The organism is Cytobacillus oceanisediminis (assembly GCF_022811925.1).
Classification (GTDB): domain Bacteria; phylum Bacillota; class Bacilli; order Bacillales; family Cytobacillaceae; genus Cytobacillus; species Cytobacillus oceanisediminis_D.
In genome coordinates this window covers 5,132,034-5,156,461 of record NZ_CP065511.1, presented here as the reverse complement: position 1 = coordinate 5,156,461, position 24,428 = coordinate 5,132,034, and the positions used below count along the sequence as shown (strand labels likewise).

Annotated in this window: 13 protein-coding genes; 6 read left to right on the top strand and 7 right to left on the bottom strand. The window is 39.4% G+C overall.

The window, feature by feature from the left end; genetic code table 11:
* Positions 1-19 precede the first annotated feature (19 nt).
* A complete protein-coding gene (locus tag IRB79_RS25915; protein ID WP_243505999.1) occupies positions 20-4,753 on the top strand; it encodes an Ig-like domain-containing protein in 4,734 nt (1,577 codons plus the stop codon).
* Positions 4,754-5,385: 632 nt separating this feature from the next.
* Here the strand turns inward: IRB79_RS25915 and IRB79_RS25910 are convergent.
* A complete protein-coding gene (locus IRB79_RS25910; RefSeq protein ID WP_243505998.1) occupies positions 5,386-6,315 on the bottom strand; it encodes a polyisoprenyl-teichoic acid--peptidoglycan teichoic acid transferase TagU in 930 nt (309 codons plus the stop codon).
* A gap of 1,275 nt (positions 6,316-7,590) precedes the next feature.
* Between IRB79_RS25910 and IRB79_RS25905 the strand changes: the two genes are divergently transcribed.
* Positions 7,591-8,763, top strand: a complete 1,173-nt coding sequence (locus IRB79_RS25905; protein ID WP_243505997.1) for an FAD-dependent monooxygenase — start codon at positions 7,591-7,593, stop codon at positions 8,761-8,763.
* Between the two features lie 161 nt (positions 8,764-8,924).
* Here the strand turns inward: IRB79_RS25905 and IRB79_RS25900 are convergent, their stop codons facing one another.
* Both IRB79_RS25900 and IRB79_RS25895 read right to left on the bottom strand, forming a co-directional pair.
* A complete protein-coding gene (locus IRB79_RS25900; protein ID WP_243505996.1) occupies positions 8,925-10,742 on the bottom strand; it encodes a cell wall-binding repeat-containing protein in 1,818 nt (605 codons plus the stop codon).
* Positions 10,743-10,829: 87 nt separating this feature from the next.
* Positions 10,830-11,558 (bottom strand): PIG-L deacetylase family protein, encoded by a 729-nt coding sequence (locus tag IRB79_RS25895; RefSeq protein WP_243505995.1) that lies wholly within the window; start codon positions 11,556-11,558, stop codon positions 10,830-10,832.
* A gap of 83 nt (positions 11,559-11,641) precedes the next feature.
* Between IRB79_RS25895 and IRB79_RS25890 the strand changes: the two genes are divergently transcribed.
* Both IRB79_RS25890 and IRB79_RS25885 read left to right on the top strand, forming a co-directional pair.
* A complete protein-coding gene (locus tag IRB79_RS25890; RefSeq protein WP_243505994.1) occupies positions 11,642-12,754 on the top strand; it encodes a heparan-alpha-glucosaminide N-acetyltransferase domain-containing protein in 1,113 nt (370 codons plus the stop codon).
* A gap of 246 nt (positions 12,755-13,000) precedes the next feature.
* On the top strand, positions 13,001-17,638 hold the full coding sequence (locus IRB79_RS25885; protein ID WP_243505993.1) for a cell wall-binding repeat-containing protein: 4,638 nt from the start codon (positions 13,001-13,003) through the stop codon (positions 17,636-17,638).
* A gap of 28 nt (positions 17,639-17,666) precedes the next feature.
* Here the strand turns inward: IRB79_RS25885 and IRB79_RS25880 are convergent, their stop codons facing one another.
* The 4 genes from IRB79_RS25880 to IRB79_RS25865 all read right to left on the bottom strand — a co-directional run bounded on the left by IRB79_RS25880 (position 17,667) and on the right by IRB79_RS25865 (position 22,239).
* The gene (locus tag IRB79_RS25880; protein WP_243505992.1) at positions 17,667-18,935 is read right to left on the bottom strand and encodes an O-antigen ligase family protein; all 1,269 of its coding nucleotides are present in this window, start codon (positions 18,933-18,935) and stop codon (positions 17,667-17,669) included.
* An 11-nt stretch (positions 18,936-18,946) separates the two neighbouring features.
* Positions 18,947-20,095, bottom strand: a complete 1,149-nt coding sequence (locus IRB79_RS25875; protein WP_243505991.1) for a glycosyltransferase — start codon at positions 20,093-20,095, stop codon at positions 18,947-18,949.
* On the bottom strand, positions 20,092-21,411 hold the full coding sequence (locus IRB79_RS25870) for a flippase (protein ID WP_243505990.1): 1,320 nt from the start codon (positions 21,409-21,411) through the stop codon (positions 20,092-20,094). Before IRB79_RS25870 ends, IRB79_RS25875 begins: the two co-directional genes overlap by 4 nt.
* An 84-nt stretch (positions 21,412-21,495) precedes the next feature.
* A complete protein-coding gene (locus IRB79_RS25865; RefSeq protein ID WP_243505989.1) occupies positions 21,496-22,239 on the bottom strand; it encodes a Wzz/FepE/Etk N-terminal domain-containing protein in 744 nt (247 codons plus the stop codon).
* A gap of 238 nt (positions 22,240-22,477) precedes the next feature.
* Between IRB79_RS25865 and IRB79_RS25860 the strand changes: the two genes are divergently transcribed.
* Positions 22,478-23,029, top strand: coding sequence for a sigma-70 family RNA polymerase sigma factor (locus tag IRB79_RS25860; RefSeq protein ID WP_243505988.1), 552 nt, complete (start codon positions 22,478-22,480; stop codon positions 23,027-23,029).
* The gene (locus tag IRB79_RS25855) at positions 23,022-24,419 is read left to right on the top strand and encodes a DUF4179 domain-containing protein (RefSeq protein WP_243505987.1); all 1,398 of its coding nucleotides are present in this window, start codon (positions 23,022-23,024) and stop codon (positions 24,417-24,419) included. The genes IRB79_RS25860 and IRB79_RS25855 overlap by 8 nt, the downstream gene beginning before the upstream one ends.
* Positions 24,420-24,428 lie beyond the last annotated feature (9 nt).

Genomic DNA, 24,428 nt, shown 5'->3' with positions numbered 1-24,428 from the left:
TTAAAGGAGCAGGAAAGTCTTGAAGAAACTATTATCCATTATTCTAGTTATACAGTTGTTACTCATCCCGGCAGCAGCATCGGCCCAAGGAGAAGACAAGGAGAATAAGCAGGCTGGGGAAACCATATCAGCAGATTTTTCGGTTGATTCCAAGCCTAGATTATCACTTGAAGGAGAAGCTAATTATCAGGATCCAGCTAATTACCCGCTTAAGAATAATGGGGAATTGATTGATATCCTGATAGACAGTTATGGGGTTAATCATTCTACATATTTTAATCATCTAGCAACTTCGCCAGATGACTCAGAGTATATGGAACTCAGTTTACTATACAGATCGAATCAGTCTTCTCCCAAAGACGGATTGCTTACCATTGAGTTCTATAAGGAAGCTAATAATTCCTTATCTTACGTTGGTGGGAGTGACTTCCCAGTTGCGTGGTTTACTGAAGCTACCCTTGGCGTAGATCTGCAGAAAAGTTATTTTGCAGATCAGGGTTATATTTATATGAGGATAGGTACATCTCAAAGCAGTTCTGATACTTACTACTCAGATGTAACGCTGTTTAAGGTTGAAAACCCGTTTGCTTCAGTGAATCCATCTTTACCGCCTGATCAATATGCGGTCATAAGCAATGAATCCGTTGATGCAGAGACAGCGCAGTCTTCTGGAACATTTGATGTTAAAGATATGAAATATACAATAGACAGCAGTTTAAAACCGAGTGCTTATAAAGTTGATTACGATAAGCCTTTTGACAGTTCCAGCAATAAAGGGAAACTCCTTGAGAAAAATACAAAGTCCATTAACAGCTCATACAGCGTTGGGGATTATAAGTATTTTTGGGTATCCAATTTGACGACCAATGCTAATGAACAAATAAATGCCAGATTGGCATACAGCGGAACAAAGGCAAATGTGTGGGTTCACAATAATGAAATCACAGATTCAGATGCTGAAAAATTAGGTATTGAGTTTGATAGTAAAATTCATTCCTCCGTTACTAATCATTTTGGACCGGAGTCAGATGTTAATTCTGATGGAAAAATAAATATATTAACCTATGACATTCAGGATGGATTTTCCGGAAGCGGCGGATATGTAGCAGGTTATTTCTGGGCGGGGGATTTGTATAATGTCTCTGGTTCAAACATGTCAGAAATTTTTTATATTGACACATATCCGGCTATGGGAATGGGGTCAGTTAAAGATGTGACCAGTTCATATGAAACATTGGCACATGAGTTTCAGCATATGGTGAATTTTAATCGCAATGCCCTGATAGAGGGTGGAGGAAGCATGGACACCTGGCTGAATGAGTCTTTATCCATGGCGGCAGAACAAATTTATACAGGCTACGGTCTTGAAGACAGAGTGAATTACTATAATGTATCGACTGCCATCCAGAATGGCCATTCTTTGCTTTATTGGGATCGTTATGGGGATACATTGTCCAATTATTCCTTGTCTTATCTGTTTGGTCAGTATATAAAAATTCAAGCTGGGATAGGCGATAACATTTTTAAAGAAATTCTTCAGGACCCCAATAATGACTATGTAGCAGTTGAAAACGCTGCAAAGAAATATATTGATCCGAATATGACATTCGGAAAGCTAATGACCAATTTTAGAATTGCACTTTTATTAAAAGAACGCAATGGCATACATGGATTTATGGGTGACCCATTCTTCGATTCGCTAAATGAAAAAATCTTCAGCGGCAATTCAATCAATCTCCGTGGCGGAGGTTCGGTTGTAACAGCATTTAATTCGGAGGAAGGTTTTGAAGAGCCTGCTGGAAAAGGGGCAGATATTACTTATACCATTCTGGACATGAATTCGGGAGAACCGGATATCACAGCGCCGTCCAGTCCTGTCGTGATTCAGGTTGGAGACGCGGATTCGATTATCACAGGTAAAGCTGAAGCTAATGCCACAATCTATGCTATTGCTGAAGGAATTGAAATTGGAAGAGACACAGCAAACCAAGCAGGAGATTTTCAGCTATCTATTTCACCAAAGACAGCAGGGACAAATATTGAAGTATATGCTATGGATCAATCCGGAAATGTAAGTGAACCTGCAATAGTGACAGTAGAAGATGTTACAGCACCTGGTGGTCCACAAGTAAATAAAGTGACAGATCAGGACTTAGCTGTAACAGGAACAGCTGAAAAGGGTTCAGAAGTAACTGTCAAAATTGGAATAGGAAGCTGGAAAGGTACTTCCAGCTTAGAAGGTGAGTTTTCGGTTAGCATTCCGAAACAATCTGCAGGGACGCTAATTGAAGTAACGGCAAAAGACGCGGCTGGAAATGTCAGTCAGGCTGTAAAGGTAACAGTAGTGGATGGAGATATCCCGGCAGCTCCAATCGTCCGTAAAGTAACCGACCAATCCACTGCAGTCACCGGAAATGCAGAAGTAGATACTGAAATAAATGTGAAGATCGGAACAGCAAGCTGGAAAGGCATCACAGATGCTGAAGGCATATTTTTAGTTGCGATTCCAAAGCAAAAAATTGGAACTATTATTGAAGTAACAGCAACAGACAGAGAAGGCAACGTAAGTCCGTCTGCAAAAGTAACAGTGGTGGATGGGACTCCCCCGGCAGCACCGACGGTAAACAAAGTAAATGATCAAGCTGCTGCTGTAACAGGGGCAGCGGAAAAAGGCTCAGAAGTGACTGTTAAAATTGGAACGGAAAGCTGGAAAGGGATGGCGAATACAGAAGGCCAGTTCTCCATCACGATTCCAAAACAAAAAGCTGGCACCATCATTGAGGTATCGGCGAAAGATGCAGCCGGCAATGTAAGTGCAGCAGCCAAAGTAACAGTAGTGGATGAAACAGCTCCACCAGCTCCAATGGTGGATAAAGTAACCGACCAATCAACAGCAGTTACCGGAAGTACCGAAAAGGGGTCTGAAGTGTTGGTTGTGATAGGGACAGGAATCTGGGAAGTATTGGCCAATTCTGAGGGTCAATTTTTAATCACCATACCGAAACAAAAAGCAGGCACGCTCATAGAAGTGTCTGCGAAGGATGCAGCAGGCAATAGAAGTGAAGCAACCAAAGTAACAGTAGTGGATGAAACAGCTCCAGCAGCGCCAACGGTCAATAAAGTTACCGATCAAGCGACAGCAGTCACCGGAAGTGCTGAAAAAGGTGCCGAAGTGACTGTTAAAATTGGTACAGGAAGCTGGAAAGGCACAGCCAATACAGAAGGTCAATTTTCAATAGAAATTCCAAAGCAAAAAGCAGGCACTGTTATTGAAGTGACAGCGAAAGACGAAGCAGGTAATGTAAGTGAAGCAGCCAAAGTAACGGTAATGGATGAAACAGCTCCAGCAGCGCCAACGGTCAATAAAGTTACTGATCAATCAACAGCAGTAACGGGGAGTGCAGAAAGAGGTGCTGAAGTTACCGTCAAAATTGGAACGGGAAGCTGGAAAGGGATGGCTGATACAGAAGGCAAATTCTCAATCACGATTCCAAAACAAAAAGCAGGTACGATCGTTGAAGTTACTGCAAAAGATACAGCCGGGAATGTGAGTTCTGCTGCAAAGGTCACTATTGCTGACGGTACTCCTCCATCTGCCCCAGTAGTAAATACGGTATCTGATCGGAACCTGAAAATATTTGGAACAGCAGAGTCTGGTTCAACCATCTCTGTCAGAATAGGCAACTCCGAAATTGGAAAGGGTGAAACAGGAGCGAACGGCTTCTTTGCTGTTGAAATCCCTGCTCATCCGAATGCCGGAACAGAACTTGTCATCATTGCATTTGATAAGGAGGGAAATGCAAGCAATCCAACAAAAGTAAAAGTCATTAAAGGGAATACGCAGCTTAGCAAATTAGTCGGTAAAACCCGCTATATTACAGCTGTAGAAATTTCAAAAAAGGGCTGGTCTGCATCTGATACAGTCTTCCTGGTAAATGGCTGGGCGATCGCTGATGGATTAACGGCTACACCATTGGCTTCAGCTAAGAATGCTCCGATTCTTTTAGCAGGTGCTAATAGTTTGTCTGAAGAGACCATGGCAGAAATCAAGCGGCTTAAAGCAAAAAATATTGTGTTAATTGGGGGATCAGGTGTCATTTCGGATGGAGTAAAGAATAACCTATCCTCTCAAGGATACTCAGTATCACGAATTGGCGGAAAAACAAGATATGAAACGTCACTTAAGATCGCACAGGAGCTTGATAAACTGGTCGATGTCCATACGGTTTATATGGCTTATGGCCACGGGGAACCTGATGCTTTGTCGATCGCAGCTCAATCCGGTCAAACCAAACAGCCAATTATCTTAACAGAGAAAAAAGCTGTACCAGCCAATACGTATCAATGGCTAAAGGGTGAAGGTCTTCAAACTTCCTACTTTATTGGGGGTAAAGGTGTTATCTACCCGGCTATCATAACTGAGATGAACATCATCACTGCAAAAAGTGTAGTAAATAATCGGTTAAGCGGTGTTAATCGCCAGGAGACCAATGCTAAAGTCATTAAAACCTTCTACAAACAAGAAGAAATGCCAACGATTATGGTAGCCCATGCAAGTACATCCAAATTAGTAGACGCTTTAGCTGCAGGGCCCTTGGCGGCTAAATACAATGTACCTGTTTTATTGGTATCCAATAAGCTGGATTCTTCACAGGTTAATGTGATTCAAGGGAAACATGCGAATGATGTGCACCAAATTGGCGGGGGCATTGGAGAACCTGTGTTAAAACAAGTAGTGGATTTAATGAATTAAAAGTATTTTAAGAGTATTTAAGGAGGGGATTAATGATTGCCGAGCGATCATTAATCCCTCTCTTTTTTCTTAGCATTTGTCATCATATAATTATATAAGATGCCGCAGGAACTTTGTTATTTTAGACTTCAATCAAACGTTTGATTGTAAAAAATATTGTAATTGTTAGTTCTGAAATATGGTAAATATTTATATTACCCTTTATTATGTAATAGTTTCCAAGAATCATTTTAGGAGGAAGTAGTATGGAAGGTAAAAAGGTAAGTTTAATTTCCTTAGGATTATTTTATGGGGAACTTTATTTATCATAGAAGTATTAAATTTAAAAATACGAAATAAAAAGGCCATCTCTTAAATGAGATGGTTTATTTAAATACCTTAAGAAACCCTGGATAATATTCTATGAGCAAAATAGCCAACCCTAAAAATATGACTATTCCAAAGTTTAGAATATAAAGGATCTTAATTCCTAAATCGTACCGTTCTTTATTATATTTTCGTTTAGTCACTTAAACCGACCCCAGATCGTCCTTTTAAATATATACGATATTTGAAATAATAAAGTTTGAGAATTATTTTACCAGTTAGTTTTATAAAAATCCTCCTTCACTTTAAGTGAAAGAGGATTCTCCTTAATTAAGCTCTAAATGAGTTTTCAATTCGTTCTGAACGCGCTGTTTTTCCTCATCCGGAACCATTAAGTAATAGACTTTATCAATTTTTGTTCCCGACCCTTTAATAGACATTTGTTCAACTGATGTGGCGGCAGCCCGATAGTTTTTCTGAATACCCACCATTTCATTGAATTTCATGTTGGTTTTAATATTATTGCCGAGAGCTGTGAATATTTCATCATAGTTTGTTAAAGAAGATAAGCTTGCACCTTCTTTCAGCACACCTTGGATCACCTCACGCTGCCGAAGCTGGCGGCCAAAGTCGCCTCTCGGGTCGTCATATCTCATTCTGGAGAACTTTAATGCCTTTTCTCCATTTAAAGTTAATTGTCCTTTTGTAAAATGAACACCTTCATAAGTGAAATCTAAATCATTATTCACTGTTACTCCGCCAACGGCATCAACAATATCCTTAAAGCCTTCCATGTTGATTTGCATATAGTAATCAATAGGGATGTCAAGGAAATTCTCTACAGTATTCATGGACATCTCAACGCCGCCGAATGCATAGGCATGGTTAATCTTATCGTCAAAACCTTTTCCAATAATTTCTGTCCTTGTATCACGCGGAATACTAAGCATTTTAACTGAGTTTTGGTTTGGGTTAACAGAAAGAACAATCATGGAATCCGAACGGCCGCGGTCTCCCTCACGCTCATCGACACCAAGCATCAATACCGAAAAAGGTTCCTTCTTCTCCAGCGTAATTTGCTCTGTCCGCTTTTCGGACTTCTCTCTTTCTATCGGTTCATGCATTGTTTCTACTGCGCTTGTTAATGATTTATATACGGTATAACCATATACTCCTGTGCCGATTAATATTAACAAAACCAAAATACCGGTCACACGGAGCCAGGTTCGTTTCTTCTTTTTATTCTCTGACCTCATTGTTGTTTCCCTCCACATAAATTGACAAAAAGTTACATCATAAAATAAAGAATAACAGAATTTCATCCATTTTGATACTGAAATTTCAGTCTGTAAAGAAAATTATTCAGTAGAAAAGTCTTAGTAAATATCCCCGTTAATAATAGACGAAAGGCATGGGTGTTTAGTTACAAAAAAATAGACATGGCTCAAGGCTATCAGCCAACCAATCTCATTTATAATGATTTTGTGCTGGAACTTGAGGGAAGTAATCAGATTATTTACAGGAGTTTAACGAACATAAGCTGCTGTCGCTATAATAAACAAAATTTGTATTCTGTTATTTTAAATCTTCCTTCTTGTAAATTCATCAAGAAGGAAGAAAATTACGGAACATATCGTTGATAGGACATAAAAGCCGGGCTCTATCATATCTGAATAAATTCCAATAACACCAGTAAAGAGACCCATTCCAATGTGAATTATCCCTGATATCAAGGTACGGAATCTCATGGATCTTCTTGAAACAAATTCAGCAATGATAGAAGCGGGTATTCCATAACTAAAAATGCCTATTGAGCAATAAAAAAAGATAAGAAGAAACCAAAATAAATTGGAAAAATCAAAGGAAATTAACAACGAAGGCTCCAGGAAAATGGTAAATCCTAATGTGAAAATGATTGATGTATAAAATGCTACTTTAAACTTTCTCAACTTATTTTCGAACATGATCTCTCGGAAGTTAGGTATTAAAAATGAAATTAAAAATAGAGCAATACCCATTTTATTGTTGCAGGTATTAAAGAAACAAAAACAATGAATAGAACAACAGCACCTGTAAAATTAGGAATTATATTTTTATTAATAATCAAAATAGACCCACACTTTTTATTTTTAATTAATAATAATCTCTAAACATAAGAAATGTTTAGTTTTATAGGAATAAAAAAATACAACCATCAAACCTATTAATGGAACACCATATCTTTTCTTAATTCTGCGATTAGTTCCAGGAATAAAAGTAATTAAGTAATAAATTGAAATTATTAATAATAGGGGAAGAATGGACTTTGAATAGACGGGGAGATTTTCATTGCTTAAAAAAAATGTGCGAAGAATTAAAAGAGGGATAACAGTTAACAAATAGGAAAGTGACACCTTTATCACACCTTGTATTTTTCTAAATTATACCAAACACCCGATTGGAAACACAAGAAATTCCAAGCTTTTGAGGCGGTGAGGAAATGATTTTGGTAGTATCTTAAATAGTAAGCATTGCATGAAAGGGTGATCAATATGGGAATACCAGCTGCTCTCCCCAAAACAATCGTTATTGGTGGCGGGTTAGGTGGACTTTCAGCTGCAAATGCATTGCAGCAGTTAGGCCTGGACGTTTCTGTATACGAGAAAGCTGCGGAACTTAAGGAATTTGGTGCAGGAATTGTTTTGGCTGCAAATGCTATGAAGGCATTGGACAAGCTGGGTATAGGCGAACAGGTTCGCAGAATGGGATCATCCGTTAAAAAAGCAGAAATAAGGACTTGGGATGGAAAGCTGCTGGTGGATTTACCGGTTCATGTACAAGCAAAACAATATGGGACATACAGTTATTTAATTCATCGAGCAGACTTACAAAGCATTTTATATCAAAATTTAAAGCCGGGTACTGTTATTTTGGGGAAAAAGCTTATTAGCATAGAAAAGGATGCATCGAAAATCAGCGCGAAATTTGAGAAAGAGGAGGTTGTCGAAGGCGATCTTTTAATCGGTGCCGACGGAGTTCATTCCCAAGTAAGGAGATTGTTAGTTGGCTCTACACCTCTTCGTTATTCTGGGTTTACTGCTATTCGCGGCATCTCTCATTTTAATGATGTGCGCTTTCCTATTGAACTGGGAGGTGGCTTTGAGGCTTGGGGTCCCGGTAAAAGGTTCGGATTCTCTCATTTGGGGAAAGGCCGAATTTATTGGTTTGCAGCTATCAATACCCCAGAGGGAACATTGAAGACAGCGCAGAACAGGAAAAAAACTGCTTTGGAGCATTTTAGGGGATGGTGGGGACCGATAGAAGCTGTCATTGAGTCAACTAAGGAAACGAATATCCTCACCCATGAAATTTTTGATAGAAAACCGATTAAATCATGGAGTCAAGGCAGGGCTATTTTACTTGGGGACGCGGCTCATCCGATGCTGCCCAATTTGGGACAAGGGGGAGCCCAGGCTATAGAAGATGCTATAATATTATCTCGGTGCCTTGAGAAACATCCAGAAAATATGCAACAAGCTTTTAGGGATTATGAAAAAATGAGAATTCCGCGAACCACACAAATTGTAAGGGGATCTAGATTTATGGGCAGATTTATGCAGCTTGAGAACCCTGCAGCAATCCAACTCAGAAACCTCCTGCTGAGTACAATGCCTGGGTCAATTCAAATTAAGCGTTTAGCATGGTTGATTGGGTATGAGGTGTAAGAAAGTTTGATAATTGCGGAAGATACGGTTTATATATGTGTTCATCTGCAACTCTTAAATTTTGTTCCTTTTTTTCGAGGTAAGATGGCTATTAAAATGTGCCAACCCCCACTTTCACAAAAGTGGGGGTTGTTCGGTCTCAGAAATGCTTAAAGCCATCTCTATCTTTCTATCATTTTTCCAAGCTCATTCTCAATACCAACCACTGACTTACCGCCAAGGAATTGGAAGTGATCGTACTTTTTCTCTAGAATGGTCGTTTTAATAGGATCTTTAATGGAAGCTGGCGGTGTTAACAGAAGGTGTGAGTTCTTTTTAGCAACTAGAACTGCTCCTGTTAAAGCATCTGCAAAATTATAGCCGGTGGCTACAAAGGCTTGTTCACTTCCCATTTCTAACTTCCTTACAATATCGGCGTTTGTTCCAAAACGATCTGTTCCTCTAAAACGGACAGTGTTTAGGTTGGCGATCGCGTTTTCACTGATAACACCATAGCCGCCAGCAACAAGCGTTTCGCTAAAGCCTTTCAGGATAGTCGCTGTCGCGGCAGGAATTTTATTCGTCTCAGTTAAAAGAATAGGATATCCATTCCTGGCTGCATAAGGAGCAATCGCCAGTGCGTCTGGGAAGTTGCGTCCATATGCAAGGACGGCCTTATCTCCCTTATTAGGCATATGCATAGCAATTTCATTTGCCGTTTCAAATCTGGTTTTGCCGCCGAGACGGCTAATTTCCATAATTCCTAGTTGCTTAAGTTCAGCTTCTACATTTTTGCTAACAGCACCAGTACCGCCAAGGATATATGCTGCTTTTGGTTTCAATCTTCTAATCTCGGCTTTTGTTGAATCTGGTAAGCTATTAACCTTAGTTAATAGCATTGGGGCATCCAGCTGATAGGCTAATGGAGTCCCGGCTAGTGCATCAGGAAAATCTTCTCCATAGGCAAGCACTACTGTGCCTGCACCATCCTTCCAGCCTTCCTGGGAGATGGAAACTGCTGTATCATAACGGGTCTTTCCGTATAATCTTTTGCCAAGATGCTTAAGGTCACTTGAGGCGGTATAAGCCATTCTGCCATCCTGCATCTCTACTTTATACCAGACGTATTGTCTAAACCGCATCTTGTCATCCGCTAATCCGTATTTGTTTGATTGATCATAAACAAATGATTTATCCAGTACTCTCACAGCTTCTCTTTCACCTGATGGAAGATCCTTCAGCGATTTTGATAAGCTGGAGGGAGCCTCACGGAAGTTCGCGCTATCCGCGGAAAGCAAGATATCATTTTGCGTAAATTTATGCTCTGTCTCATGCAACAGATGCCCGGGAATTTCATAATTATCTTTATTAAAGCTTAAGAGGTGATTCGGTGCACCGCTATACGTAAAATCTTCAGGCTTAAAGTCAAATGGAATCGGGTGTATATCCATTCCGATATAAAAGGAATCGTTCATTAACCTAAAGAACTTTTCCTGATAAGCATCTTCATTTCTGCTTCCATCTGTTGTTAATTTTAATGGGCTATTTTCCTCAACTCTGCCGTTATAAGCTAAAATAGCAAAATACCAGCTTTCGAGAATGTCACGGTCATTATTATTTAAGGTTGGCAGTTTGCCATCAACACCGCGAAATTTCTCATCAAGCTTTTGCAAACCGGCATTAATATTGTATTCGATGTCAGTCTTCAATAGGTCTTCATCAAATCTGTCATCATTTGTTACCTGCATAATGCCGATTCCGCCATCAGGCGCTACATATGGTTTACCATCCTTAAATTGGTTCCAGCCGCTTTCCTGGTAAGCGAGTGTTTTAGCAATTTCTGGCGGGATATTCTTTGCCAGTGCCGCTTCTGTTAGCAGCTTGTTAGTCTCATAGTATGTGGGAATTTCATAAGTTTCTTCAGCCATGCTTGTCGCAGGGCTGAAGAATCCCAAAAACAGGCTAAATACAAGTAAAAAGGATAAAGCTTTTTTAAACATTCTCCTCCGCCTTTCAATAATCTCTCTATTGAATCCTAACATTCTTTTAAAACCAAAATCTACAATAACATTACAAATTTATCCTTTTTATTGATGCCATCTGCTTTCCAGGTATTTAATCGCATTCTCAAAGTAGTCTGTAACCGAGATTTGCCCGATCTGAAATTTATCTTCTTCAGGGGCCCATTCGCCATAAGCATCCAAAGCGTTTTGGTACTTCTCCGCATGTTCCTCACTTATTTCATCTTTGCCTGTATAGGATAAATTTTCGAATTCCTGAATGGGGATATGGTAATAACCAGCCTTTTTAATTGTCCCTTCTTTTTGCAGGGCTTTTAAAGCCTTACCTGTTGAAGCATGGTCTGGATGAGGGTCATGATCTGTCATCACATGATGGGTTGCACCAGGGTAGTCCTTTTCCATATCAATCATGATTTCTTTTACCATATCAGGTGTGAATGCAGCATCCGGCAAATCATAAATAAGAATATTTTCAGGTTTCACACCCATTGTCTCAACGGATTTTTTAAACTCCTTAATCCTTGCCTCTCCAAATTCCTGAGGGGATATGTTATCATAGCCTTCTTCCTGAAGCTTGGTATTCACCTTATGATAGGCACTGCTAGCAAGGCCTTTGGACAGCAATATAACTATGACATTTTTATCTTCTTCCACTGCCTTTATAATCGAACCTCCCATGCTTAATACTTCGTCATCTGCATGGGGAGAATAAAATATAACTGTTTCTTCTTTTAACAAGAAATATCCGCCAATAAATAACGCTATGATTAAAAATAAACCTATCAATCGTTTCAAGAAAAGTCCTCTTTTCTGCGTTTTTTTCCATGAAGTATTATATCATATAACAGTAATGACATTTGCTAGAAAGGACATTGTTTATGGAACGTGCATTAAAAGAAGCACCGAAAAAGAGAAGGTTTCGCTCCCTTGATATTACAAGAGGACTGATTGTATTGCTGTCTGTGTTTTTATTTCATATTCCGGCTGGAGGATACGAGTATCTCCGCCATGCCAGGTGGTACGATATTACAATCATGGACTATATATTGCCTGGATTTATAACGGTTTTCGGAGTAGGGATGGCTTTTGCCTATCAACGCGGCGTGAACTGGAGCAAGCTGATTAAGAGGACCATTCGGTTAATTATCTATGGATTACTCTTTAATATGATTGTCGATTGGAAAATTGATTTTTCCACTATACGCATTACAGGGGTTCTTCAGTTATATGGAGTTATTGGGCTGCTCGCGGTTATTATATCCACTCTCGTAAAATCATGGCGATTGCTTATCCCTGTTGTTGCTTTTATCCTGCTTATTCATGGATATATGTTATTTTCATTTAGCCAAAGCTGTACGGATGGGCTTTTGCAGCCGGACTGCAATCCGTCAGGCATCATTGATGTCGCCGTATTCGGAGCTGAGCATTTGTATCATCAGGGGACAATGGGCTATGATCCTGAAGGTTTTATGACGGTAATAGGTGCTCTCTCGAATGTGCTCCTGGGCATGATAGCGGGAAAAATTTTGTTGGAAAAGCGGGATAAAGGGGCCTGGAAAGAATTAATTCTTTTTGGAGCTGCAGTATTGCTTCTTTCTTACGCAGCTTCAAACTTCTTGCCCTTCAATAAAAAAATCTGGACTCCTTCATTTGCGATGCTCACAGCGGGCAGCGTAATCATTGTATTCGCTTTTATCCATCTGATTTTTGATCAGCTAAGAAATACGAGAAAAACTATATTTTCATGGTATATAGAAGCGTTCGGCCGAAATAGCTTCCTCATTTATTTTGGCAAGTTTATCGTTTATTCCTTCCTGGCCCGCATAATGATCAATGCTGGAGGGGAAGAGGTGTCTTTTTCGGCCTGGCTATTAAGTAAAATGGACCTGATCACCCAATATCCGCAGCTTGCCTATGCCGGCGTGATGCTTTTAGCCTGGTCTGCTGTTGCTATTATTCTCCACTTGAAAAAGTGGTATGTGAAGGCTTAATGACTATAAAAAATAGGAGAAAAGGAGACCTTGTTATTAGTGTCTCCTTTTTTTTGTATCGAAAGTAATAGGTTCAATATTTAGAACTGTCTAAATATTGATTGACTAACAATCTAGCAATTTGTAAAATATAACTATTAATACCAATTTTGTAAAAGGAGGCAGGTCTTGTCTTAGGAATATTGTACTAAGGTCAATTGTACATAGCATTCTTATAATTCAAAGGATAATGGGGGAAGAAAAAAGTTGAAAAAACAAAATAGGAAAAAGGCCGGTAAAATAGCTTCATATGCCCTTACTTCTGCATTAGTTCTATCAAGCTTCAGCTACACAGCTTCTGCAACCACCAAAAGTTCAAATGACTTCTACGACCAAAAAATTAGCCAAATTAAAGAATTAAAAGCAGAGACATTAAAGAAAACAGAACTTAAAGATAAGACTCTTAAATCCGAATTAAAAGCTTCTGATAAAGTTCGCGTAATTGTTGAACTTGACGGAAAAACCCCTTTAGAGACTGCAACTGAAGAAGGCAAACTTTACAAAGAATTATCAGAATCGACAAAAAAATCACTGGCTTCAAAAGTGTTAAAACAGCAAAGTTCGGTGAAAAGTGAGATTAAATCAAAGGGCGTAAAATTTGAATATCTTAAAAACTTCTCTACCGCTTTTAATGGATTCAGCGGTGAAGTAAAATACGGGGAAGTCGCTAAAATTGAAGGTTTATCTGGTGTAAAAGCAGTTTATTTAGCCAATGCTTACAACCGTCCAGAAGTAGAGCCTAACATGAAGACAAGCCACAGTTTTATCCAATCAGCTGCCACTTGGGGAGATGCCGGATATAAAGGGGAAGGCATGATTGTTTCAGTAATTGACACAGGTGTCGATCCTTCCCATAAAGATTTCCAGAATATTGATAAAACCAATGCTGATCTGGAAAAGAGCGAAGTAGATGCTCTTGTTAAAGAAGATGGCCTAAAAGGTAAATATTATTCAGGTAAAGTACCTTATGGCTATAACTACTATGACAGCAATGACACTATTTTAGACCTTGGACCTGCTGCCTCCATGCATGGTATGCACGTTGCCGGTACAGTCGCAGCAAATGGGGATGAAAAAACTGGAGGAATCAAGGGTGTCGCTCCTGAAGCACAGGTTCTTGGAATGAAAGTATTCAGTAATGATCCGAATTTTCCGTCAACATGGTCTGATGTTTATTTAGCAGCCATTGATGATTCTATTAAACTCGGTGCTGATGTATTAAATATGAGCTTAGGATCAACTGCTGCATTCTATGAAGAGCAGGGCGCTGAGGATATTGCCATTACTAGAGCGGTAGAGAACGGAATTGTTTGCGCTGTCTCTGCGGGTAACTCTGCACATCTGGGAAGCGGTTGGGATGCGCCATATGCTAAGAACCCGGATATTGGGGTAGTTGGATCCCCGGGATTAAATCCGGATACTCTGCAGGTTGCTGCTTCAGGTAACGTAGCCTATTTATACCAGCATCAAGCAACAGTAGGCGGAAAGACATTTACTGGATATGGAGTGGATGATTGGTCCAGTCTTGCTGCTTCTGGTTTAGAGCTTGTAAGCTTATCTCAGGCAAATGGTGTGACGGAAGAAAGCGGAAAGGCTTGTAAAGTTTGCGGAAACCCTTCTGATTACGAAGGTGTCGATGTAGAAGGCAAGATTGTCGTTGTTAAGCGGGGAACTCTATCATTCTTTGATAAAACAGTAAACGCTGCAGAAGCAGGTGCTGCAGGAATTATTGTATATGATTCAGGAGCAGGAACATTCTATGAAAACCAGGGCGGCTGGGATGTGCCGTTTATGATGATTTCAGCAGGCGATGGAGAAGAATTGGAAAAAGCGATTGCGAATGGTGATGCAACTGCTTCTGTTGCCCAAACTAGCAAAAAAGAAGATCCGGTAATGGGCCGTATGACTGACTTCACTTCTTGGGGTGTTACGCCTGATTTAAGATTGAAGCCGGAAATCACAGCTCCTGGTGGAAATATCTATTCTACAGTAAATGATGATAAATATACGGTTATGAGCGGAACTTCCATGGCAGCTCCTCATGTTGCCGGCGGATCTGCATTGGTTCAGCAATTTCTGCAAGAGGATGACCGATTCTCTGATCTGGATTTTGAACAGCGTACACGATTGGCGAAGGTGCTATTAGTTAATACAGCGAAAACAATTGATGATGTTCATGGCCAGCCTTTCTCACCTCGCCGTCAGGGTGCTGGCATGATGCAAACATTTAGTGCCGTTTCTTCGCCAGCTATTTTAACTGATCAGTCAACAGGGGAAGCGAAAGTAGAACTCTTTGACTTTAAAGAAACAAAATTTGAACTGCCTTTAGCGGTTACCAATATTTCTGATTCAGAAGAAGTTACTTATAACGTAAAAACACGTGTACTAGCTGATACAATTCAGCAGGTTGAAGGCGAAGAAGACCGCAATGCTCTAATTGCCGGGGACCTTGCTGGTGTTGAAGTTGATGGTCCTGAGACAGTGACAGTGGCTCCAGGTGAAACTGTAGAGTTCACAGTCACAGTTGATATCTCTAAAGCAAAACTTCCAGGGTTGGATAAGGATGGAAAGCCAATTTCCCTTTACCTTAAAGAAGATATCTTCGTAGAAGGTTTTGTGCATTTAGAAGATGCCAAGAAAGATAGTGTAAACCCAACACTAACTGTACCTTACCTGGGCTTCTATGGTGAGTGGGACCGCCCTGAAATCTTCGATGGCTTTAAGACTCTGGGGGAAAATAGATTCTATGATGCGTTCCCTACAGATATGCTAGTCGAAAATGGTGATTATTTCGCAGATATGCTAAAAGTAGATGGCAAGGATGTATACGCATTTTCACCGAATGGCGATGGCAACCTTGACGATATTAATGCTCTTCCAGCTATGCTTCGTAATGCCAAGGAATTGCAGACGAATATCCTTGATAAAGATGGCAAGCAGGTAGCAAGAGTAAACCTTGAATCAAATGTCAGAAAGAATTGGTTTGATTCCGGTGATACCAATCCTTATGACTTCAACCCTGAACGCGCCTGGGATGGAAAAATTAAAGGAAAAGCGGCGGAAGATGGCTTATATTACTATGAGCTAAAAGGAAAAGTTCATTACGAGGGTGCTGAATGGCAAACGAAGAAAGTGCCTGTATACGTAGATAATACAGCTCCTAAACTTGAGGCAGAATATGATGCTGAAACCAAAACAGTAAGCTGGAAAGCTTCTGATGCAGGTGTTGGTATTGCGGCTTATGCTGTGTTTGTAAATGGAGTGAAAGTAGCTGATGCAGCTGCAGATAAAACAAGTGTTGTTCTTGATTCCATTCCTGAAAAAGCTGTTGTTGAAGTAGCTGCTGTCGATAAGGTTTATAATGTGTCCTTCGATGAAGTAGCCGTAGGGGATTCTGGACTTCCGATTATTGATGTCTCTACTGATGAGCTCGTTCCATTTGGACATTACAATACTCGTTCCATTACATTCTCTGGACTGGTACATGAGGATATCGCCCTTAAGTCTTTAACTGTAAATGGCAAGGATGTTTCTTTCAAGCAAAACGACAAAGGGGAATATGAATTTACTGCAACTGTTACGTTTGAACAGGATGGAAAATATGATGTCCAAATCGTAGCAACAGACGTTTCCGGAAAAGAGTTTTCATTTGCCCGCAAAATCATGATTGATACAACAAGCCCTGTGTTAAACACGGATGCTCCTAGATTTGTTGATAAAGAAGTTGAAGAAGTTACATTTAATGTTGATATTGAAGATAACTTCAATGCCTTTACATTATTATTAGATGGGGAAAAGGTATTCGTTCAGCAGATGGAAGAATTGGCTGAGCCTGATACTGCAACTACGGAAGTTACTGTTCCTGTAAAAGAAGGGGATAACTCCTTCACATTAACTCTTGTAGATGGTGCAGGAAATACCACTGAACAGGTAGTAGACATTTACCGCAATGAAGACGCAGAGCGTGTAAATCGCCTTTCTGGTTCTGACCGCTATGTAACTGCAGTCGAAATCAGCAAAAAAGGCTGGACTGAAGCTGATACTGTCGTATTGGCACGCGGTGATAACTATGCCGATGCTCTTGCGGGTATCCCGTTAGCTAAGAAGAATGATGCTCCATTGCTATTAACAAAACCGAACAGTCTTTCGGATGCAACAAAGGCTGAAATTGAGCGTTTAGGTGCCAAAAATGTAATTATTCTCGGAGGAAAAGGTGCTGTAAGTGAAGCAATTGCTCAAGACCTGGAAGACTCTGGATTGAATGTTGATCGTTTATCCGGCAAAGACCGTTTTGCAACAGCTGCAGCCATTGCATATGAGGTAGCTCCTAATGGGGCAGAAGAAGTTGTTGTAGTTAGAGGCAAGGACTTCCCAGATGCTCTATCTGCTGCTGCCTATGCGGCTTCAAATGGAATGCCGATTCTATTAACTGAAATGTATAGCCTTCCATCTGTAACAAGCACTGCTATCAGAGATTTAGGTGCTTCCAAGTCACTGGTAATTGGCGGAACTGGAGTTGTATCTTTCTCAGTAGCAAGTGAATTGCCTAACCCTTACCGTATTGGCGGGAAGACTCGTTATGAAACTTCTTTAAATGTTGCAAAGCATTTTGATAACGGTGCTTACGAGTACTATGTAGCAACTGGAAAGCAATTTGCCGATGCTCTTGCGGGTGCCGCTTTAGCTGCTAAGAATGATACAGGCATTTTGTTAACTGATGCTAACTTGCCGGCAGAGACAGAAGCTTTCCTTGCTGAAGAATCCGTGGAAAAAGTAACGGTTCTTGGTGGAAAAGGTGCTGTAAGCGAGACTGTATTCACTAAGTTGAAAAATCTATTTAAGTAATTGAAAAAAGAAGGCTGACTCATTTGAGTCAGCCTTCTTTACTTTCTAGAGAATGATCAGGAGTGCGTTCCCTTTTTAAATATTTTCTTTTTTGAACAATATATCCAAGGGTTACGCCATACAGCAGCCACATCGGCCAGAAGTAAAATAAGCTGCTTGGCCCCAGGCATGCTATCGCAAAGCCGATAAAGCTTAGGAAAAGAGTCAAAGCCAGTTTATTATTCTTTTTATCCGACCAGTAAATCAAATATAACTGGATTAAGATATAGCCAAAGAATATGCAATAACCTGCAAAAATGAAGAGGCCATAGTTAGTGAGGATCTCTAGCCACCAGTTATGGGGATTCGTAAATCCAAGTGTATTAAAATAAATATGATGCTGGAAGTTTCCTGGACCTACTCCTAACATAAAGGACTTAAAGGATGCGTATAGGCCGCTTAAGTATAAGTTCATCCGAATAAATCCAGATCCCTGGCCGGCTTTGATCCCTTCAAATAAAGAAGCGTTTGAAAGGTAATAGAAAATGCCAGCTGCTGCTAGGAATAGGAGTGGACTGAATAACAGAAACAGGCGTGCGCTATGTTTAATGAAACGTCTAAATGATAGCAATGTAAATAGCAGTACTTGCAGGACTATAGCCATTACACTTAATCGGGCATCATTTAAATACGTAATTATAAAGATGGCTATAATCAAACCGGTATTTACTAATTTGAATAATATCGGCTTTTTTAGCAGTCCCGCTAAATAGAATGGAATGATCATGACTAAGTATAAAGCAAAGTCATTTTCATTGTAAAAGAAGCCTGTAGCCCGACTCGCTGTGGCATCCGTAAATCTTTCTGCTTCAATGACGAAACGGGAGGTAGGCAAATGGATATTAAATTTAAACTCCAAAACAGAGATCAGGACCAATACAAAGCCGCTAATCCAAAATGTTTTCGTTATCAAGCTGCTCTTAAGGTGCTGCAGTAAAAATATCAAAACAATAATTAACAATAAGAAGACGGCAAAGTAATAAAGCTCCTTCACTGCTGTCCCTTTATTGCTTGTCCATACTAGCGAAAGGGCGCCATAGTAAAACCAAATTCCCAGAAAGGCCAGCGGGAATTTAATATGATCAGTAATCAAAGGATTTCTCTTAAGAAAAATCTGATCAAGCATAATAATGAATAGCACTCCGATAACCAGCCTTAATAGTGTTATTCGTAAGGGGCCAATGGGAACATTAAAGAAAAACGAGTCTAAAAAAATCAGAGCAAATACAACTATATAAGCTGTGGCTTTCCAATTCATGTTGAGTACCTCTAAACTAGAGTTTGATATATTCTTAAAATTTGTTCCATAATCACTTCTTCACTGAATCTTGCCGAACAATCTTCGCGTATTTCTTTTGAGTCATAATCTGAATAGTTATGGTAGACCTTTTCCATCGCTTGGCGGAGCTTTTCTTCGTTATCAACAGGAACAATAATTCCGTTCTTTTCATTAACGATGGAACCAGGTCCTCCCGAGTCTGTTGAAATCACCGGCTTTCCGCAGGCTAGGGCCTCAATTAGCACAACCCCGAATGTTTCAAATTTACTGGCAAGTACAAAAGTATCACACGCATTCATCTGCTGTATTACTTCTTCCCGGTTTATCGCACCCAGAAATATTACTTGCTTATCAACACCCAATGTTTTGGCCAGGTTCATTAATTCTTCTTTTTGGGCGCCGTCTCCACCGATAAATAGTTCAGCTTCCTGGTCTTTAAAGCCACTGGCAAAACTTCTGATCAGTAAGTCCATCCCTTTATTGGGCGTTAATAAAGCTAACGAGAAGAATCTGAAGTTATTCGTTTTGCTGGCCTCAACAAGGTCTGCATTCTGAAAGCTTTTGAAATCTACTATGTTGGGGATTTCAACAATTTCTTTGTCCGTATAATGTGCTAGCGCTTTTTTTAAACTTGGCCCTACTGATATAATTCTGTCTGTTTGCCTCAGCGTTTTAGTGATTTCTTTCTCTTCATATGGCTTAAGCAGGCCTCTAACTAGTTTGCTCGAATGTTCGGTAACAACAAGAGGAATCTTTTCTTCCGCCGCTATTTTTGCTGCTGCCCAGCCTCCCCAAAGACATGAGTGGGCATGGATAATATCTGGCTTCCCTTCTGCTTTAACCATTTGGCTGTATAGCGTTTTCAATCTTAAATAATAGATATATCCTGTAGCATAAGGGATTCTGGCAGGGAAGGGGTTATACCCTCTGTAGCGGTATGTTTTTATACCTTCCTCATCCTCGGCTTTGATCCCTTTTTTCCAATTGGCATTATAGAAACGCATCGTTTTTATTTCAGGATAGATAACAGTAACGTCACATCCGCTTTTTTGGATAGCTTTTGCCTGCTCCTTGAAGAATATGCCTAAAATCGGATTTTCTTTAATAGGGTACCATGAAGGGATGATTAGGACTTTCATGATCTTTTTACCGCCTTATTGATTAGTCGTTTGAAAAGGATAAGATCCTCTTTTTGCAATAGAACCATCTTTGAATAAGATACGCCTGTTTCCCTTTTGAATAAAATCATTTTTACCAGTGTACTTAAACTATAAGTGACTGAGGTACTTATAGCAGCCCCAGCTATTCCAACTTTGGGAATGAGCAGGATATTTAAAATAATATTAGAAGCTACTGTGAAAATAGAAGTGTACATATTTAGCTCGGGCTTTCCTCTCCCTGCTAGATCATTGGAAAGTATTCGATCAACAGAGAATAAGATAATTCCAGGCAGCAGCATTTTTAAAATATCGGAACTGTCTGCATATGCCTCTCCAAATAGCAATCTGAAAATGATATCGCTGGCAAAGTAAAAAACGATACCGGCTATTATAGAAAAGAATAAAACGTTTCTGCTTATTACGCTTGTTAGTTTATTTTTACTATCAACATCACTTGAAGAAGAGATGGCTGGGTATAAAACCGAAGAAATGGATTGAGAAACAATCCATAATCTTTCTGCGATACTGACAGCCACTCCGTATAAACCAACCGCCGCTGGATTAAGGAACATTGAAATAAGGTAGATATCAGCTCTGTAATTGATGAATGACAATACATTGCTGAAGTGGGCTTTAAAGCCGAATGAAAAGGATTCCTTAAAATAAGCCTTAGAAAAGCTCCCTGAGAACAAATTGGTTTTTAGATTTTTATTCAGCAGAATCAGCGTTACTATAAATTGCGTTACAACCCCTGCAATAAAAGCAATGACTGTTCCGACAAGACCGATCTTGAGCACAAAAATAAATATAACCAGAGTAATCAATGCGGCCAGCTGTCTTAATAGAGCCAGTGAATTAAAGGATTTAAAATCCTGGACTCCCTGAAAAATAACCAGATAAAAATCATTAAGCATTAGCAGCGGCATAATCAGCAGAATGAAGTAAAGGTAATTTGGCGGCACTCCTTCAAAGAACTTGTCCGAAAAAAACATAACGCCTATAAGGCCAATAATGACAGCTGCTAGACTTAAAACAGCGCCTGAAGCAGTATTCGTCTTGATAATATCCTTTATGTCATATTTCTTCTGTCCAACGTAATACACACTGGAGGTACCTACACCCAAATTAAGCAGGGTCATAAGGGTAGTAGGAAGCAGGACAATCAGCTGGTACAAGCCATTTCCTTCAGGGCCTAATGATCTTGCAATAATAATGGAAGCCAAAAGGCCAAGTAAAATACCGGAGATTTGCCTGCTTAACGTCATGATCGTATTTTTTACAAATGAATTGCTCATATAAACACCTTCTGTTTTTTTAACCGGCAAAACCCTTAAAACACCAATGGCATCAAGGATTTTAAGGGTTTCAATATTATAAAACTATTTTCGCTCCGATAATGCGCGGCGAGCGTTAATGATATATTTCCAAAGCACTAGAAGGACCAGCATTAGTTGGAAGCCAAAGGCACCAGCAAGTATAGTATTTCTAAGAAGGTTATTTGATGTTTGGGTTGTTGAAATGCCCGGTATTAACCTAGGAGGTTCTGCCATAGATAAATCTAAGTCGGCATCACGAAAGTCTGTTGTATACTCCCAATACCTTTTATTGATCAATGCCTCAGTAAAGTTAAATAGCTTGTTTTCGTCTGAGGTTTCCTGCTTCAGCTGATTATATTGTGAAATAGTCTCTTTTGTTTCTTCCATTAATCCTTCAAGAGCATTCTTGTAATTTTTCTGAGCCTCATACTGTTCATTAAATCGCTCTGTCAGGTCCTGTGTATATTGCTCAGCTACTTTTTTTGTATTGCTTTCTACTGCTTCTTTGTTCGGTCCGCTTAAACTTAATGAAATATGGAACGGTCCAACAATTTTGATATTTAGGGAATCACTTATCCCATCCGGAAGTTCCTCTTTATAGATAGGTGTGATCAATTCTGGTTTTGATAGTAAATCATTTTCCGCGTTTCCGGTGAAAACATTTGCAGTCGAAGTATACACAGTCTGCTTTGTATAACTAAGCCCCGCACCAATCACCATGCACAAAATAGTAAAACCGATCAACAAAAGCTTCTTTTTCCAAATGAACTTCATATAGTCGTAAACCGGATATTTTATCTTCTCCATGTAATAATTCTCCTTAAAATTATCAAAATAAAAACATTTTTATCTTACCATAGATGCCTTAAATAATTCCACCTGCGGCATATTGATATAATGGTTCAGATTTACTTTTTATGAAGTAAGTGTCAATCTATGAGAGGCAACGGCTAAACATTGAGTGATTACATAGTTAAATCATTTTTCTTATAACTTGAACAAATATTCCTTGCATGCTCGTCTAACTATTGAAAGGGGGATGAAGATGAATGCCGAAAAAATAGAAAAAGTCAATCTCAACCATAACATAGAACAAATAATAGAAGAACTTATGATTGAGCATGGAAATGAACTAACCTTTCTTGCCTATTCTTACGTAAAAAATACTGAGGAGGCAAAAGACATTGTACAGAACGTGTTCGTAGCTGCCTTTCAGCACTTGGCAGCATTTAGAGGTGATAGTTCTATAAAAACCTGGCTTTATCGGATTACGATAAATAAATGCAAGGATCATTTAAAAAGCTCTTTGTTCAAGCGAGTGATCCTCTTAGGTACCAGCCCTGAAACAAACAAAAAGGAATCTCCTATTGATGAAAACTATTTGGAGCAGGAAGCTTCCAAGGTAATTAAAAAAGCAGTTTTCACATTAAGGCTAAAGTACAGGGAAGTCATTTTGATGAGATATTATCAGGATTTAACCATAAAGGAAATCTCTACTATACTAAATCTTCCAGAAGCAACAGTAAATACAAGGCTTCGCCGGGCCAAGAAGCAGCTGGCACCTTTATTGGAAAAGGAGGTATTTTCAAATGAATAGTCCTTTTAACCATTTACATAAAATGCTGACTGAAGAAGAAAAAGAGAAATTGAAATTTACAGCAGATGACCGTAAAGCTGTTTTTAGAAAAATACAAGAAAATAAGGAACCGCCTAAAAGGAAAGGAAATATAGTTCAAACGGCTGCTGCATATGTCCTTGCACCTGTTGCACTTGCCATTATAACATTAGCTGTCCTGCTGCAAACTCCATTGAAGCAGGAGGTGGTTACAGCATTGCCGTTTCTTGAAACCTTCCTATCCAAATATGGGGATGAAGGGCAAAAGGAAGCGGTTAAAGAAAACAAAGTGCAGGTTATTAATCAATCAGTTGTAAGTGAAGGGGTCAGAATTACCATTCATGAAGTGCTATATGATGGAGCACGAATTTCTATATCATATTCACTTGAGCCTGAGGATGATAAATTGAAAGAAAACCTTCTTGATATTTTTCTATTTAATATAAGTGTTGATGGTGAGAAAGTAAGTGAATATGGATTATCAGGCGGGGGGGAGAAAAAGCAGGGGAATAAGATTATTAAAGTACAAAATTTAGAGATCGAAAAGAATCTGCCAAACCAATTCACCCTAGATTTTAATATTCAAGAATTGATCGCCTCCAGTCCTGATAATATGGAGTCGCAATTCATCAAGGGCGAATGGGAGTTTTCCTTCCCTATCAAGAGGATTGGTAAAATATATACGCTAAATCCAAATGCCTCAAAGACTACCGAATTAGGTGAAATAAAAGTAAATAAAATCGCATTTGCTCCAAGTGGTGTTCTCGTGGAGATAGAACGCAAACAAAAAACAGAGCTAATCAATAACGGGAAAGTAATCGATTACAAGCTGCTGGATGAAGACGGAAATGAATTAAAGCAAATAGGGGGCACAAGTGATACGTTTAGATATAAATCCGGATTTGGAACAGGGAAAGGGAAGAGGATCTACACTCCAGTTGAAGACATACCGGAATCGATTACCCTCAAATCGTATTATAGATTTTTCGAGCCGGATCAAATAAAGGAATATACAACAACCATTTCTGAGAAACTGCCTCTTTATTTGCCCCAAGGGGAAGGCGGAGGTATTGTTGTGAAGAAAGTCGAAAAAAAGCCAAATGAAGTCTGGGTGTATTTCCATGTAGAGGGTGACTTTGCTGAAGAGAGAAAATACGATCTTTCCTTACAAAAGGGCAAGGCAATGACCCCGGCAAGCAGAATCGATAGCGAAGGGGATCTAGACAATAAAAAGCGTAAAAATCAATTAATAAAATTCAAAACTCAATATAATGATGATTTATATTTCCGTACAACGAATTATATACCTGAATGGGTCAAAGGCTGGGAATTAAAGATTCCTATAGATAAGGATCAGCTGAGCAAGGAGTAAAGTGCACAA

What these genes read in the sequence shown, in the direction of transcription:
- IRB79_RS25910 (WP_243505998.1), bottom strand. Translation starts at nt 6,315, where the DNA reads ATGAGGTCAGAGAATAAAAAGAAGAAACGAACCTGGCTCCGTGTGACC.
- IRB79_RS25900 (WP_243505996.1), bottom strand. Translation starts at nt 10,742, where the DNA reads ATGTTTAAAAAAGCTTTATCCTTTTTACTTGTATTTAGCCTGTTTTTG.
- IRB79_RS25875 (WP_243505991.1), bottom strand. Translation starts at nt 20,095, where the DNA reads ATGAAAGTCCTAATCATCCCTTCATGGTACCCTATTAAAGAAAATCCG.
- IRB79_RS25860 (WP_243505988.1), top strand. Translation starts at nt 22,478, where the DNA reads ATGAATGCCGAAAAAATAGAAAAAGTCAATCTCAACCATAACATAGAA.
- IRB79_RS25905 (WP_243505997.1), top strand. Translation starts at nt 7,591, where the DNA reads ATGGGAATACCAGCTGCTCTCCCCAAAACAATCGTTATTGGTGGCGGG.
- IRB79_RS25855 (WP_243505987.1), top strand. Translation starts at nt 23,022, where the DNA reads ATGAATAGTCCTTTTAACCATTTACATAAAATGCTGACTGAAGAAGAA.
- IRB79_RS25865 (WP_243505989.1), bottom strand. Translation starts at nt 22,239, where the DNA reads ATGGAGAAGATAAAATATCCGGTTTACGACTATATGAAGTTCATTTGG.
- IRB79_RS25890 (WP_243505994.1), top strand. Translation starts at nt 11,642, where the DNA reads ATGGAACGTGCATTAAAAGAAGCACCGAAAAAGAGAAGGTTTCGCTCC.
- IRB79_RS25870 (WP_243505990.1), bottom strand. Translation starts at nt 21,411, where the DNA reads ATGAGCAATTCATTTGTAAAAAATACGATCATGACGTTAAGCAGGCAA.
- IRB79_RS25880 (WP_243505992.1), bottom strand. Translation starts at nt 18,935, where the DNA reads ATGAATTGGAAAGCCACAGCTTATATAGTTGTATTTGCTCTGATTTTT.